This is a genomic window from Pelomonas cellulosilytica (assembly GCF_021353265.1).
GTDB lineage: Bacteria > Pseudomonadota > Gammaproteobacteria > Burkholderiales > Burkholderiaceae_C > Pelomonas > Pelomonas cellulosilytica.
This window is the reverse complement of the sequence record NZ_JAJTWU010000008.1, coordinates 140,593-156,329: the sequence shown is the minus strand read 5'-3', so window position 1 is coordinate 156,329 and position 15,737 is coordinate 140,593. Positions and strand designations below refer to the sequence as shown.

General features: G+C 66.7%; 8 protein-coding genes. 1 reads left to right on the top strand and 7 read right to left on the bottom strand.

Translation table 11 applies throughout. The annotated features are described in order from the left end of the window. Positions 1-2: 2 nt before the first annotated feature. The 7 genes from trxB to LXT13_RS19790 all read right to left on the bottom strand — a co-directional run bounded on the left by trxB (position 3) and on the right by LXT13_RS19790 (position 13,229). Positions 3-974, bottom strand: a complete 972-nt coding sequence (trxB, locus tag LXT13_RS19820) for a thioredoxin-disulfide reductase (RefSeq protein WP_233373701.1) — start codon at positions 972-974, stop codon at positions 3-5. Between the two features lie 3 nt (positions 975-977). Beyond that, positions 978-2,444 carry a metalloprotease TldD gene (tldD, locus tag LXT13_RS19815; protein WP_233373700.1) on the bottom strand — a complete coding sequence of 489 codons (1,467 nt, stop codon included), beginning with the start codon at positions 2,442-2,444 and terminating at the stop codon, positions 978-980. Positions 2,445-2,476: 32 nt separating this feature from the next. Then, positions 2,477-3,880, bottom strand: a complete 1,404-nt coding sequence (locus tag LXT13_RS19810) for a TldD/PmbA family protein (protein ID WP_233373699.1) — start codon at positions 3,878-3,880, stop codon at positions 2,477-2,479. 343 nt (positions 3,881-4,223) lie between these two features. Further along, positions 4,224-5,783, bottom strand: coding sequence for a tryptophan halogenase family protein (locus tag LXT13_RS19805; protein ID WP_233373698.1), 1,560 nt, complete (start codon positions 5,781-5,783; stop codon positions 4,224-4,226). Further along, positions 5,780-7,321, bottom strand: a complete 1,542-nt coding sequence (locus tag LXT13_RS19800) for a tryptophan halogenase family protein (protein WP_233373697.1) — start codon at positions 7,319-7,321, stop codon at positions 5,780-5,782. The genes LXT13_RS19805 and LXT13_RS19800 overlap by 4 nt, the downstream gene beginning before the upstream one ends. A 115-nt stretch (positions 7,322-7,436) precedes the next feature. Then, entirely contained in the window at positions 7,437-10,577 is a 3,141-nt protein-coding gene (locus LXT13_RS19795) for a TonB-dependent receptor (protein ID WP_233373696.1), read from the bottom strand. A 132-nt stretch (positions 10,578-10,709) separates the two neighbouring features. After that, positions 10,710-13,229, bottom strand: a complete 2,520-nt coding sequence (locus tag LXT13_RS19790) for a glycoside hydrolase family 2 protein (RefSeq protein WP_233373695.1) — start codon at positions 13,227-13,229, stop codon at positions 10,710-10,712. Between the two features lie 272 nt (positions 13,230-13,501). On the opposite strand from LXT13_RS19790, the gene LXT13_RS19785 reads away from it, so the two are divergent. Then, on the top strand, positions 13,502-15,703 hold the full coding sequence (locus LXT13_RS19785; RefSeq protein ID WP_233373694.1) for a GDSL-type esterase/lipase family protein: 2,202 nt from the start codon (positions 13,502-13,504) through the stop codon (positions 15,701-15,703). The last annotated feature ends 34 nt before the right edge of the window (positions 15,704-15,737 follow it).

Genomic DNA, 15,737 nt, shown 5'->3' with positions numbered 1-15,737 from the left:
CTTCAGGGCCGGCCCGCGCCGGCCTGGGTGTCGATGAGAAAGCGCTCGGCCTCCAAGGCCGCCATGCAGCCCATGCCGGCCGATACGACCGCCTGGCGGAAGTGTTTGTCCTGCACGTCGCCGGCGGCAAACACGCCCGGGATGCTCGTGGCGGTCGAACCAGGTGTGACCAGGAGATAGCCGTCCTCATCCATCGCCAGCTGATCATTGAACAGGCTGGTGGCGGGATCGTGGCCGATCGCGACGAACAAACCGTCAAGCGCAAGGGTCGAACTCTCGCCGGTCAAGCGGTGGTTCAGACGCAGGGCGGTGACCTTCTTGCCGTCGCCCAGCACTTCGGCCACTTCGGCGTTCCAGATGGGCTTGATCTTGTCGTTGGCGAACAGGCGCGCCTGGTTGGTCTTGTCCGCGCGCAGGCTGTCGCGGCGATGGATCAGGTAGACCTCGCTGGCGAAGTTGGCCAGATGCAACGCATCCTCGACCGCGGTGTTCCCGCCGCCCACCACCGCGACCACGCGCTTGCGGAAGAAATAGCCGTCGCATGTGGCGCAAGCCGAGACGCCCTTGCCACGGTACGAACGCTCACTGTCCAGGCCGAGCCACCGCGCGTTGGCACCGGTGGCGATGATCAGGCTGTCGGCGGTGTAGCGTGCTCCAGCGTCGCCCACGGCCACAAACGGGCGCCGGGACAGGTCGACCTCGACGATGAAGTCATTGACGATCTCGGTACCCAGATGTCGAGCGTGCTCGCCCATGCGGCGCATCAGTTCGGGACCTTGTACGCTGGTGTCGCCAGGCCAGTTCTCCACCTCCGTCGTGATGGTCAGCTGTCCGCCGGGCTGCAGGCCCTCGATCAGCAGCGGCTCCAACGCACTGCGTGAGGCGTAGATCGCCGCCGTATAACCCGCCGGCCCGGAGCCGATGATCATCAGTTTGCTGTGGCGCGATACCGGTACTTCTGTCTTTGCATGCATGACTTAACCCTCCGCGCCGCCCACGACGACGTTATCGATCCGGATCGTCGGCTGGCCCACGCCCACCGGCACCATCTGGCCGTTCTTGCCACAAGTCGCCACGCCGGCATCCAACGCCAGGTCGTTGCCAATCATCGAAATGGACTTGAGCGTCTGGTTGCCCACGCCAATCAGCGTGGCTCCTTCGATGGGCGCCGTCACCCTGCCGTTCTCGATCAGGAAGGCCTTTTCCGCCGAGAAATTGAACTGACCTGACGTGATGTCGACGGTGCCGCCACTGAACTCGACGGCATAGATGCCATGGCGGACCGATGCGATGATCTCCTGTGGGTCGTAAGGACCTGCCTCCAGGAAGGTGTTGGTCATGCGGGTCATCGGCAGATCCGAATAAGACTGACGGCGCCCATTGCCCGTCGCGGCTTCGCGCATGATCCGGGCGCTGGTCTTGTCCTGCATCAACCCGACCAGGCGACCATCCTCAATCAGCAATGTTCGCTGCCCGATCACGCCCTCGTCGTCGACATTGAGTGAGCCGCGCGCGTTGGGCAACGTCGCGTCGTCGAACACATTGACGCCGGCCGAGGCGATCCGCTCCCCCATCAGGCCGTTGAACACCGATTCCCGCTTGCGGTGGAAGTCGCCTTCCAGGCCGTGCCCGATGGCTTCGTGCAGCAACACCCCCGGAAAGCCCGAACCCAGCACCACGGTCATCTCGCCCGCGGGCGAGGGTTTGGCCTCCAGATTCGTGAGCGCGATCGAGGTGGCCTTTTGCGCCATCTTCTCGAGCCGGTCCTCGGTGATCTCGCTCAGCGCGAACCGTCCGCCGGCGCCCGCTGAACCCGATGAGCGCTTGACGCTGCTCTCGGCGACGACCGACAGGTCCAATCGGACCAGCGGTCGGATATCGCCGGCCAGCGTACCGTCGGAGGCCGCCACCAGCACGGTCGAGTCCTCGACCGACAATGTGGCCGAAACCTCTGTGATCCGCGCATCCATGGCACGAGTCATCTGGTCGAGCCTTTGAAGGATCGCCACTTTCTGGATGCTGTCCATGCCGCCCGCCGCCTCGAGAGTTCCATAGGCACTTGCATCGCGCGGCACGCCGGCAATCTCCACGCCCCGCCCCGTCGCGCCCGCATCCTGGCCAAGGGCCTGCATTGACCGGGCCGCGGCGGTAATGGCCGTGATCGACTTGCTGCTGATGTCGCTGGAATAGGCAAAGGCGGTGTTGTCACCGTTCACGGCGCGTGCGCCCACGCCTTGCGAGATGGAGAAAGCCGCGCGCGCCACCTTGCTGCGTTCCAACGACCAGGAGTCACGGGTCGTCAACTCGAAATAGAGGTCACCATAGTCCGCACCCCTTGCCCACAGGCCGGACAGGCCTTCCTGCACATTTTGGATGTCGAGGTCATTGGCGACGAGCAGCCGGTCCTGAGCCAACGTCAGGCGATGGGAGGCGGTCATAGGCATGGTGATGGGTACTTTCTGCAGTGGGGTCTCGATCAGCGTCCGGCGATCTGCAGATCAGGAAAGAGGATCGAACCGACACGGATCGCGCCCTCACGGTGCACGTCGGCGCCCACCGCGACGATGGCCTTCAACATGTCCTGCAGGTTGCCGGCGACCGTGAAACCGTGGACGGGGCGCACGACCTGGCCGTTCTCGACCCAGAAGCCAGCCGCCGCCTGCGAATAGACGCCGGTGGCCGGATTGCTGCCGCCGCCCATGAAGCGGGTCAGCCACAGGCCGGTGCCCAGCTTGCGCAGCATGGCTGGCAAGTCATCGCCCGCCTGGGTGGTGGCGCTGGTCAAGGTGAGGTTGCGCATGCCGCCGGCATTTCCAGTGGAAGTCCGAGACAGCTTGCGCGCCATGCGGGTGTCCAGGAACAGCCCCTCGACCACCCCGCTACGCACAACCGCACGGCGAATGCCCGGCACGCCTTCACTATCGAACGTGCTGCTGGCCAGTCCAAACGGCTCGAAAGGGTCTTCCTCCAGCGTCAGGTGCGAAGCGGTCAGCTGTTGTCCAACGGCATCGGGCAAGAACGTCAGGCGCCGGAACTGTGCTGCGCCGCTCAGCTGCGAGCACATCTCACGCACCAGGCTCGCCGCTACCGGTGCGTCGACCAGCACCGGCACCCGTCGAGTGGTCAACCCTTCGGCGCCCAACACGTCAAGGGACTTCTTGGCGGCGATGCGACCGACATCAGCGCCAGGCCGCAAGCCATCGGTGCGGCGATCGATCGACGACCAACTGCCTTGGCGCATCTCGTCACCGCGCTGGGCAATGGTTTGGCACCAACGCTGCTGCATGGAGCCACTGCCAGTCCGGCAGAACCCCTGGCTTGTCGCCAGCGCGAAGCGCATGTCCTGGCTCGCGGCCCCCGCCTCCGAGACGCGCAGCTCATCGCGGTTGGCCGTCGACAGTGCGGCAGCTTCGATGCCCATGGCAGCCTCGGCCAGATCCTGGGCACTCAGATCCGAGGGTGCGAAGAGCGGGACGGTCGGCGTCGTCCACGCCAAAGACGCACGGTCGGCGAGGCCTGCATCGGGATCGGCTTCCAGCTGGCGCGCCATCGCGGCCGCCTGCTCAACGGCACGGGCGATGGCGTTGCGGCTGAGGGATTCTGTCGACGCGACGCCGGTGCGGCCCTCGGCATAGACGGTGATGCGCAGACTCTGATTGCCCTCACGAACGGCGGTCTCGACCTTGCCGCCGGCGACGGTGACGGTCATCCCCCCCTGTTCGCTGGCCATCGCAATCGCGTCGCTGGCGCCCAGAGCGGCGCTGCGCTCGATCGCGTAGGTCACCGCCTCGGCAAGCGCGCTCTCGCTCTGGAGAAGGTAGCCATTGCCACTCGCCGTTGAAGCAGTTTGGGTGGAGTGACTCGGGCTACTGACGCTCATTGGAGTGGGACCTATTGCTGTCGATTCATGGAGGCCGCGGGGACCGTCACGTCTGGCTTCTCGGCCAATGCTGTCAATGTAGGGTCGCCTCCTTCAGCAGCTTGCCCCGCAAGACACGGCTTGTTGCCTCAGAGTGCAATCTGACGTGACGCCGGCTTGCGACGCGCGTTGACGTGGAGCCTGCGCCTGTGTCAACGACACAGGCGCAGGCTCACGATGAGAGCTTGGACGGCGAAGACACCTGCAGCTGCGTGCCCCCGCCCGCCGTCGTGGGCTGCCGATGCAGCAGCACGCAAGGAGTCAGGCCGGCACCCAGCCGCCTCCGCCCCGAGCAAGCGGGTGCTCAGCGGCCCCGCTGAACACCCAGATCAGCACCCAGATCAGCGCCCAGGTGAGCGAGATAGGCCGCATGGTCGGGCATACCTTCCACCGTCTGCGCGATGGCGACATGCAGGCGCTGAAAATGCTGGCGCAGCAGGGCGTCATCCACCTGTGCCAGCAAGGGATCCAGGCCTTCGGGCGTGAGCCCGAGCCCCAGGAACAGCGACAGCCAGGAGTCCTCGCCGAAGCTGTCACGGTCCAGGATGGCGACCCGTCCGTTGCGGCGGAAGATGGCCATCTGATGCGCCAGCGTCTCCGGGATGGACATGTGGGCGCAGTAGCGCCAGAAGTCGCTGTCGTCGCGTCGCGTCTGCTTGTAGTGCAGGATGATGAAGTCGCGGATGGACTCGTACTGGCGAGCCATGCGGCGGTTGTACTCCTGCACCAGGTGCCGCTCGCAGGCGCGGTTGGGAAAGAGCTCCACCAGCGCGCTGACGCCATGGATGACAAGCGACAGGCTGGTCGACTCCAAGGGCTCCAGGAAACCCGAGGCGAGGCCGATGGACACGACGTTGCGGTCCCATATCTTGTGGCGCATGCCCGTCTTGAAGCGCAGCTGGCGCGGCTCGCCGAGCGCCGCGCCGTCCACGTGCTGCATCAGCACGCGGCCTGCCTCTTCGTCGCTGGTGTAGCCGCTGCAGTACACATGCCCGTTTCCCGTGCGGTGCTGCAGCGGGATGCGCCATTGCCAGCCCGCACTGCGCGCCGTGGACATCGTGTAGGGCGTCAGTGGCTCCACCCGCGCGCAGGGCACCGCCTGCGCGCTGTCGCACGGCAGCCAGTGCGTCCAGTCGTGGTAGCCGACTTGGCATACACCATCGATCAGCAGCGCACGGAAGCCCGAGCAGTCGATGAACAGGTCGCCCTCGATGCGCCGGCCATCGGCCAGGGTCACGGCCGTCACGAACCCATCGCCGGGCCGAACCGACACGTCGACGATCGTCCCCTCCTCGCGCTTCACCCCGCGCGCCATCGCGTAGTCGCGCAGGTAGGCCGCATACAGCCCCGCGTCGAAGTGGAAGGCGTAGGAGTAGGCGTTGGCCGCTGAGGGCGGGCCAGCGTCGGGCATCGCGAAACGGTTGCGACGCGCCATCTGGGTCGCGACCGACCATTCTTCATAGCTGCGCATGCCGCCCGCGCGCGACAGCCGCAGCCAGTGGGCCACTGAAGAGCGGTTGACGATGGCAGGCCCAAAGCCGCCGAAGCCGTGGAAGAAGCGGTTGCCGAGGTGGCCCCAGTCGTTGAACTCGATGCCGAGCTTGAACGTCGCCTGCGTCTTGCGCATGAATTCGGCGTTGTCCAGCCCCAGCGTGTCGTTGTAGTGGCGGATGCTCGGGAGCGTGGCCTCGCCCACGCCCACCGTGCCGATGTCGGGCGACTCGACCAGCACGATCTCGCAACCCACCGGGTTGGGCGGACCGCCCGGCTGCGTGCCGAACACCTGGCCCAGTGGCGCGGCCGTCATCCAGCCCGCGGAGCCGCCACCGACGATGACGATGCGGCGAATGGCAGCGTCACTCATGGCGTGACGGCCTCCAGCGGTTCAGCGCAAACATGCCGCTCGATGAAAGCAGCATGATCCGGCATGTCGCTGACCGTGGCGGCGATGGCGTGGCGCAAGCGCTCGAAGTGGCCGAGCAACGCCTGGTCGTCCACCTGGCGCAGCAGGGGATCGTGGCGCTCGGGCCGGCAGCCCAGCCCCAGAAACAGCGAGACCCACGAGGGCTCGGAAAAACTGTCCGGGTCCAGGATCGCGACGCGGCCGCTGCGGCGGAAGGTCTCGATCTGATGCTCCAGAGCATCGGGGATCGACATCGCGGCGCAATAGCGCCAGAACTCACTGTCGTCCCGTTGGGTGAGCTTGTAGTGCAGCACGATGAAGTCGCGGATCGATTCGTATTGGCGCGCCATACGGCGGTTGTATTCGTCGGCCAGGTGCCGATCGCAGCGCCGGTCGGGCAACAGCTCAATGAGCCGGCCTACGCCATCCATGATGAGCTGAATGCTGGTGGACTCCAGCGGCTCCAAGAAGCCCGACGACAGCCCGATGGCCACGACATTGCGATCCCAGGCCTTTTGCCGCATGCCGGTCTTGAAGCGCAGCTGGCGCGGCTCGCCTAGCGCGGCACCGTCCAGGTTCTGCATCAGCACGTGCCGGGCCTCTTCGTCGCTGGTGTAGCCGCTGCAGTACACATGCCCGTTGCCGGTACGATGCTGCAGCGGGATGCGCCATTGCCAGCCTGCGCTGCGCGCCGTGGACGTGGTGTAGGGCGTCAGCGGCTCCACGCGCACGCACGGCACCGCCTGCGCGCTGTCGCACGGCAGCCAGTGTGTCCAGTCGTGGTAGCCCACCTGGCAGACTCCGTCGATCAGCAGCCCGCGGAATCCCGAGCAGTCGATGAACAGGTCGCCCTCGATGCGCCGGCCGTCGGCCAGCGTCACGGCCGTCACGAAACCATCGCCCGGCCGCAGCGACACGTCGACGATGGTGCCCTCCTCCCGCTTCACGCCGCGCGCAATCGCATAGTCGCGCAGGTAGGCGGCGTACAGGCCCGCGTCGAAGTGGAAGGCGTAGGAGTAGGCGTTGGCGGCCGACGGCTGATCGCCCGCAGGCGGCACGAACCGGTTGCGCCGGGCCATGACGGTGGCCGTCGACAAGTCCTCGTGATTTCCCAGCGCACCGTCCACGTTCAACCGCAGCCAGTGCAGGATGGACGAGCGGTTCACGATCGCTGGGCCGAAATCACCGAAGCCGTGGAAGAACCGGTTGCCCAGATGCCCCCAGTCCTTGAACTCAATGCCGAGCTTGAACGTCGCCTGCGTCTTGCGGATGAACTCGGCGTTGTCGAGCTGCAGCGTGCGGTTGTAGAAGCGGATCGTCGGCAGCGTCGCCTCGCCGACGCCCACCGTGCCGATCTCCGGCGACTCGACGAGCACGATCTCGCAGCTGGCGGCGTGGTCACCCAGGCCGAGCAACTGCGCCAGCGGCGCTGCCGACATCCATCCCGCCGTCCCGCCGCCCACGATCACGATACGGCGCAGGGCCTGCTCCTCACGCATGTTGTGTCTCCTGAAGCCGCCCTGCGACGGGCGCGTCTTTGCTGCGCACACTAACAAAAAAGGCCCGACGCGAGAGCGCCAGGCCCGTCCGGAGCCGGGAAAACCCGGCTGTCGATCAGAAGGTGTAGCGCGCCGTGACCGTATAGCGCGGACCCGAAGCGAACCAGGTCCGACCCATCAGGCCGATGTGCTGCTGCATCAGCTGCTTGTAGACCGAGTCAGTCAGGTTCTGACCTTCGAAGCCCAGTTGCAGCTGCTCGGTCACCTTGTAGAACACGCCCAGGTCCAGCTGACCGTAGTCAGCCGTCCACAGCGGCAAGCCCAGCGGCATGTTGTTGCGGCCGTACTGCGGACTGTTGGGGTTGCCGTTCAGACCGTTGGTCTGGTTCGGACCCGTGTTGTCCGGGAACGCCACGCCGTTGAGGTACTTGCCGCGCCAGGCATAGGCCAGGCGTGCGGACAGGGGACCGTGGTCGTAGAGGATTGCCAGGTTGTACGCTTTGCGCGACAGGTTGGGCAGCGGCAGCCCGCCATAAGACTGCGCATTGGTGTCGCAACCATTGACGAACAGGTTCAGGTTTGTGCCATCCGCGTTGCTGCTGCACCAGGCCGAGTCGACCGAGTTGTAGCGACTCTGCTTGCTATCCACATAGGTGAAGTTGGCCTGAACGCCAAGGCCCGACAGCAGACCCGGCAGCCCGTTGAAGTAATGCTGCACGGCCAGTTCCACGCCACGCGCCCAGCCCTTGGCACCGTTGACCTTGGTGGAGTAGGCGAAGTCGTAGGACTTGCCTGTCGTGTCCACCGCCGACACCACGCCGATTTGGTTCACGATGACGTCCTTCAACTGCTTGTTGAAGACTGCCATCGTGATGGAGCTGGTCTTGTCCAGATACCACTCGCCCGTCACGTCAAACTGGTCGGACTTGACCGGCTTCAGCGTCGGATTGCCAAGCGCCGTGCCCACGTTGCGCAGATCGTCGATGAAGATCTGGCGCTTGTTGGGCGTGACCGTCGTATCGACCACCGTACGCGTCGTCGCCGTACCCGCCGTCAGCTGGATGTTGGGCTGCAGGTCGCTGAAGTCCGGCCGGGCGACCGCCTTGGCGAAGGCGAACCGCACCTGCATCTTGTCGTTCAGCTTCCAGCGCAGGTTCAGGCTGGGCAGCACATCGGTGTAGCTGGTGTCTGCAACGACGGGTTTGAGGTAGGGCGCGAACGAAGGAATCGTGCCGACGAGGTTGGGGTCGGTGGCCGCCGTCGTCGGGTTGAACGTCAGCGACTGATAGCCATTCGTGCTGTACTTCGTTTCAACAACGCGCAGGCCAGCGTTGCCGTCCACCGGCACGTTGTACTCGTCGAAGCCGAAGCGCAGCTGGGCGTAGGCTGTTTGCGTCTTCTCGTGCTGCTTGTTGCTGTTGGGCGAATCGTCACCAAAGGCCGCTGGAGACCAGGACACGGGGCAGGGATCCGCGCTCGCACCTTGCAACTGCCGCTTGTACTCGGTGCACAGGGTGTCGTAGTAGCTGTGCAGCGTCGCGTAGGAGCTCGGGTAATTCGCCGCCACCGACATCTTCGGCAACACCAGCGACGCCACGGAACCGCGCCCGTTCATGAAGTTGTTGAACTGCTTGACCTGAGTGTCGCCACCAAAGCGCGACAGATAGGCCAGGCTGCGGATCGGGTGCCAGTCCCAAGACTGATCCTTGGCACCTGCATCGAACTCGGCCGACTGCCATGTCTGCGTGACGGCCTTCCAGTTGTAGCTGGGGTTGCTGACGACGTTCTTCACGTCGCGGTCCGTCAGCCGCAGGCCAACACGCAGGTCATGCAGCACCGGATGATCGAACGTGTAGCGCACGTCACCCTTCCACGCCTTCTGCGTCGCGCGGCTGCGGTCCAGGTGCTCCATCGTGAACGCCCAGTAGTACTTGGACGGATCGGCGAGATAGGCCATGTCGGCAGCGTCCAGGTTCAGACGCGGCATGCTGCCGGTGAAATCGACACTCTCCTTGGGCATGTTGATGCCCGTCGCAACCGTGGAGTCGAAGCTGCTGGTGGTGGACTCGATGAACTGGAAGTCGTTCGAGATGCGCAGTGCCGGCGTCGGGGTCCAGACGAAGTTGAACGTGGACTCCTGCGTCAGCGAGTTGCGCGTGGCAAAGCGCGTGTCGGCGTTGAACGGAATGCCGCCGTGAACCGGGTCGGTGATCGTGCCGGTCAACAGCGCGCCGTTGCTGCCCCACTTCGCGTCGGACGAGACGACGGCGTTATACGGGTCGGCCTGACTGTCGATCGAGCTTTCATCCCAATAGAACCGGTACTTCGAGCGGAAGTAGGTCGCCGTCGCGGCGAACTCGTCCTTCTTCCACTGGCCGGCGATGTAGGTACCCTGACGCTTGCGGTCGAACTCCAGCGTGCGCCAGCCCACGGCCTTCGGGAACCAGTGGTTGCCCGGCAGAGGACGGTAGTACGTGTTGTTGTCGCCGTCGGTCTTGTCAGCCCACTTTTCGACCGTCTGGAAATACGGGTCGACATAGATGCCATCGGTGCGCGTGGCGCTTTCCGAATAGGCCACGTCGACCAGCAGGCCCACCTTGCCCAGCGGCGTGTTCCAGGTGTTGGACAACAGCGCGGACGCAGACGGCTTGGTCTTGTCACCGAGCTTGGCGTTGGTCATCTGCACGCCGAAACTGGCCTTGAAGCCGCCATAGTCGAACGGCAATGCCGTGCGCAGGTTCACCAGGCCGCCGATGGCGCCTTCGATCTGCTCGGCTGACGGATTCTTGTAGACGTCGACGCCGGCCATCAGTTCGGGCGGCACGTCCTCGAAGCTGAGGCCGCGGCCGCCGTTGGCCGAGAAGCTCTCGCGGCCGTTGAGCTGCGAGGACACGTAGGTCAGGCCACGGATGATGACGCCCGAGCCCTCGACCGAGAAGTGGGCCGGGTCACCACGAGCCATGACGCGATCCATCGTGACGCCGACGATGCGCTGCAGCACTTCGCTGACGGAACGGTCCGGCAGCTTGCCGATGTCGTCGGCGACGATCGAGTCGACGATCTCGTCGGAGTTCTGCTTGATGCGCTGGGCCGATTGCAGCGCTGCTCGCTGGCCCGAGACGACGACGGTCTCGAGTTGCTGCGTCCCCTTGCCGTCCGCTGCCGCAGGCGCGGTCTGCGCCGCTGCAGGCCCCGCCCAGACCAGCAAGGCCTGGGCCGCTGCCAGCGACAGCGTGGTTTGCTTGAAATGTCTCATCCTCGTTTGCTCCTCTTGAGTGGGAAACCTTGGCCCTGTCGGGCCGCATCTCGCATCGGCTCGCGCCGAGCGGTTGTCTCTTTCGTTTTTCAAGGAACCCCAACGATGCCGGGGTCCTGGTCGTCGGGGGATTCAGGCTTTCCCCGTGCTCGGTGCCTCCCTTGTCGAAATGGTCATCCGTTGCGGCCCGTGATCCAGCGCCTGATACGCCAGCACACCCCTTGGCGCCGACGGCACACCCACGAGGCGCGGTGCGCCTGGCACCAGGTCGATGAAGTTGTCGTCGAGCTGGATGCCATCGCCCGCAAGCCACAACCCCTTGACCGGCCGGTCGCATCCCAACACCAGCTGACCGTCCTGCCAGCCGACTTCGATGCGCGCACCGCCCAGGCGATGGAACCTGAACGGCTCGGTCCAGGCGCAGTCGCGCGCGAGTTCCCGTCCATCGGCATCCATCGCGCACAGTTCCGCCACGACCGGCTCGTCCGTCGCCGCCAGCGCTTGCGTCGTCTCCACGCTGCTGACGGCCGGCGCGTGCTGTGCCGCGCGAACGTCGGCCAATTGCCGGCCATCCAGCGCGAAGACGCGCAGCTGCAGCGTCACGTCCTGCGCCTGGGCCGTGCCGTTCATCACAGCCAGCCGCACCTGGCCGGCCTCCAGCCGAACGGCCACCGCCAGCGGCGCCAGCGCGCGCCGCACCGCATGCCACGCGGGCTTGACGGTGCCGGACGAATCGATGAGCGCCCAGCTCGTCACGGGCCAGCAGTCGTTGAGCTGCCACACGAGCGCACCGCTGACGGCCCGCGCGCCGGGCCGCTGCCAGCGGCGGCGGAAGTCCTGGTAGGCCACGCGCATCGCCTCGGCCTGCACGAACTGCGTTGCATAGACATGGTCGGCCAGCGTCGGCCCGACGCGCAGGTTGTCGGCCAGGTACACGGCCAGGCGGCGGTGGCCGTCCGGCCCGGTGGGCGAACCGGCCTTGTTGTGCCACTGCACCGTGCGGCTCTGCGGAAAGCGCTCCTCCTCCGGCAGCACCGATTCCAGCAGCGCCAGCGACGGATGCGACTGCATGCCGAACTCGCTGACGAAGCGGGCCTGCACGTCGGCATAGCGCTGGTACGGCAGCATCTGCTGGTGCCAGACCTCCCAGCTGTGGCGGTCGCCCACCGTCGCGTCGGACGACTTGGCGCCGTCGCCCGGGGTGAACGGGCTGCCAGGCCAATAGGCGCGGTCGGGGTCCAGCGCGGCGCAGATCTCGGGCAGCAAGCCTTCATAGATCGCGCGCGCCTCGAAGCGCTCCGCCGGCACGCCCGGGCCCGACAGCCCCTGCGACTCGGCAATCATGTAGTCCTCGTTGTTGCCACACCAGAGCGCCATGCAGGCGTGGTGACGCAACCGGCGGACCTGCGCCTCGGCCTCCGCACGGACGCTGGCCTGGAACTCGACATTGGCCGGATAGATCCCGCAGGCGAACATGAAGTCCTGCCACACCAGCAGGCCCAGTTCGTCGCAGGCCTCGTAGAAGGCCTCATGCTCGTAGATGCCGCCGCCCCAGATGCGCAGCATGTTCATGTTCGCCGCGGCCGCCTGCGCGACGCGCTCTCGGTAGCGAGCCGGCGTGATGCGCTCCAGCAGGTTGTCGTCAGGGATCCAGTTCGCACCACCGGCGAACAGATCCTGTCCGTTGACCTCGAAATGGAAGCTCAGCCCCACCTCGCCCTCCACGGGCGCCTGCACCAGGCGCAGCGCTCGCAGGCCCAGGCGTCGGCGGTCCTCCGCCAGCACGCGGCCGTCGTCATCCTCCAGCTGCGTGACCAGCGTGTAAAGCGGTTGCCCGCCCAGCCCCCGCGGCCACCACAGCTGAACATCGGTGACGGACAGCGCCACCTCGACGCCGCCGGCTGCTGCGGCGGTACGCGAGGCCACGCTGCGGCCCGACGGGTCCAGCAACTGCACCGTGCAACGGCTGCCACGGCCCTGGCATGTCACGGCGACCTTCAGAGCCGCCGAGCGCGCCTGTGCGTCGACGTCGCTGCGCACTTGCACCTCCGCCAGCCGCCCTGACCAGCCATGCCGGCGCACCGCACGCCAGGGACCGCACGTGATGAGCTCGGGACCCCAGTCCCAGCCGAAGTGGTATTGCGCCTTGCGTGCGTGCAACCGGGCACTGTCGCCGTTCCACAGCGCGCGCTTGCCGTGTACGGCCTCCACGTCGCGGGCGCGCACCAGCGCCGGCTCGAAGCACAGCAGCAACTCATTGCCGGCAGGCTTGAGCCGCGAGCGCACGTCCACGCGATGAGGCACGAACATGTTGTCGGTGGACAGCAAGCGCTCCCCGTTGAGCCACACGCTGCAGTAGGTATCCAGCCCGTCGAAGACCAGATCCTCGTGCTCGGCCAGGTCGCTCGCGTCGAAGTTCAGGCGCCAGACCCAGCGCCGCTGGGCCACCCACGCGACGTCGGCCTCATTGCGGCCGTAGAACGGGTCCGGGATGCGCCCCGCGGCCAGCAGCGCGCCGTGCGCCGTGCCGGGCACCGCAGCGGGCAGCCAGGCATCGGCCGGCAGGGCACCCAGGTCCGCCCCGCTCAGGCCGACTGGCGCCTGGGCCAGGGACCAGCCCTGGCGTAAATCGATAAATCGTTCAGAGTTCACTATTGGCAGCCGTCGCATCACGCGCCCTGCCGCGCGACCGGAGACGACGGGCGCCCATCTCTCGGGCTGCCGATCGGTCGCAACCCAGGGGCGGCGACCTGTCTCCTGCCTCGCCTGCGGCAAAGCTAAACATTGTTTTGTTGCGCATTCTGTTTCTCTCAAATTGCGCCGGCACTCGGGGATAGTCCGGATGTCCTCTACAGGAGACATTCAGTGCCAACGAAATCACGCGGCACCATAATCACAGACGTTTACTAAACAACAGAGACAACGTGCCACCACCGCCGCTCACGGGCGGTCGGCACGACGCCAAGAAGATGAACCGCCTTAAAGGAATGGCGCTGGGGTTGTCATTGATGCTGCCGCTCGCCGCGGACGCAGCAGACGCGCGGCTGCAGTCGGTCATGCAGAAGCTGCAGGCCGGCGAGCCCGTCACCGTAGCTGCCATCGGCGGCTCCATCACCACCGGCTACGCCGCCCAGCCCCCACGCGAGCAGGGATGGGCGGCCCTGCTTGCCCGGTCGCTGGGGCCGAGCATCCGCCTCTTCAATGCCGGCGTCAGCGGCACGGACTCCGCCGCGGCGGCGCATCGGCTGCAGTCGCAGGTGCTGGATGCGAACCCGGACCTCGTCATCGTCGAGTTCGGCGTCAACGACCAATGGCTGGACCCAGCCGTGCGCGGCAGCAGCTACGAGGCGCTGCTGCGCCGTCTGCTGGGCGCGCAGAAGCCGCCAGCGGTCGTCGTACTGGGCCTGACCCAGCAGGGCAACCAGCCACGCGATGCGACCGACGTCCAGCTGAAGCTCGCCGAGCACTACGGCGTCACGGCGCTGGATTTCGGCCGCTGGATGCAGGCCCGCGAAGATGCCGGCATTGACCGCTGGAGCGCCCTGTACGACGAACCCGTCCACCCAAATGCGGTCGGCCACCAGCGCATCGCGCAGGCGCTGTCAGAAACGCTCCTGGCGGCAATCGCGCAACCCGCGCGACAGCCCGCCCCGCCGCCGGAGCCTGTCTATGGCCGCGCGCACGAGTTCACTCGTCTGCTGGGCGGCGATGACCTTCACCCCTATCGCCAGCAGGGCTTCACGCGCGGTGGTGAAGTCCACCCCGAGTGGGTCGGCCAGCAGCCCGGCTGGATCAGCCGGGCCGACTATGGCGAGGCGCACTTCCTCGTATGGGGCAGTGAGGTGGCCGTCTTCCATGCCGAGAGCGAGCATTACCGCAACCTCGAGGCCTGGGTGGACGACGGCCCCGTCGTCACGCTGCGCGGTCACGTCCCCGAGCGCCAGGGCTATCTGGGCTGGCACTACAGCGTCGTCGGCCGCGATCTGGAGCCCGGCGCGCACCTGCTGCATGTTCGCGTCAAGCCCGACGAATGGACCGGCAGCGGCCGCCCGGCCAGCCTGCTTGCGGTCATGTCGGCCGGCGTGTTTGCGCCCGAGCTGCACGGCAGCGACTTCATCCGCGAGCCGGCCACCAATCCTGCAGAGCTGATCGCGCCGGACGATCCGCGGCTGCGCTGGGTCGGCCGCGTCGCCGCGGCCCCGGGGGGCCGACTGCTGGCTTGGAGCGGCACCGAACTGCGCGCGCGCTTCACCGGCAGGGAGCTGACGCTGCGTCTTGCGCCCGCACGCGGCGGCATCAACCATTTCACCGTCGACGTGGACGGCCGCCGCCACGCACTGGCGCTGCGCGGCGACGGCCCGGCCGACTGGCGGCTGCCATTGCCGGCCGGCACGCACGAGCTGCGCTTGATCAAGCGCACGGAGGCGTCGCAGGCCGAGTCGGTATTTCTGGGTTTGAAGCTGTCTCCGGGCGAGCAGTTGCTGCCGCCGCCGCCGCCGCGCCGGCTCAGGTTGGAGTTCTACGGCGACTCCATCACGGCCGGCGCCTGCAACGGCGACCTGGGTCAGGACCAGTACGCCGACCTGTCCACCCACGACGGCACGCGGGCGTATGGCGCGCTGACCGCTCAGCGTCTGGGCGCCGACTACATCGGCATCGCCGTCAGCGGCATCGGTGTCACCGCCACCTGGGACCAGTTGCTGATGCCACAGGTCTGGAACCGTTATGCACCGCGGCTCGACGCACCAGTCGCGCCGCCCGACGCACAGGCGCCCGACGTGGTGCTGGTCAACCTCGGCCAGAACGACCATGGCTTTCCTGCTTCCAGGGGCCAGCACATCGCCCGCGACTTCGGGCCGCGCTACCTCACCTTCGTGAGGGAGCTGCGCGCCCGCTACCCGTTGGCGCGGCTCGTGCTGCTGGCCGGCGGCATGACGGCCTGGAAGGAAGAGCCCGCAATTCCGCGCGCGCTGGAGGAGGCCGTGGCGACGCTGCGCGCGCAGGGCGACGCCCGGGTGTGGACCTACACCTTCCAGGCCTTCGCGTACGCCCACCCACGCATCGACGTGCACGAGCTGATGGCGGACGAACTGACCGCCTTCCTGAAGACCGAGGTGCTGAAATGACGATGCCACCGCTGCAGGCCCTGCGCCTCACCCG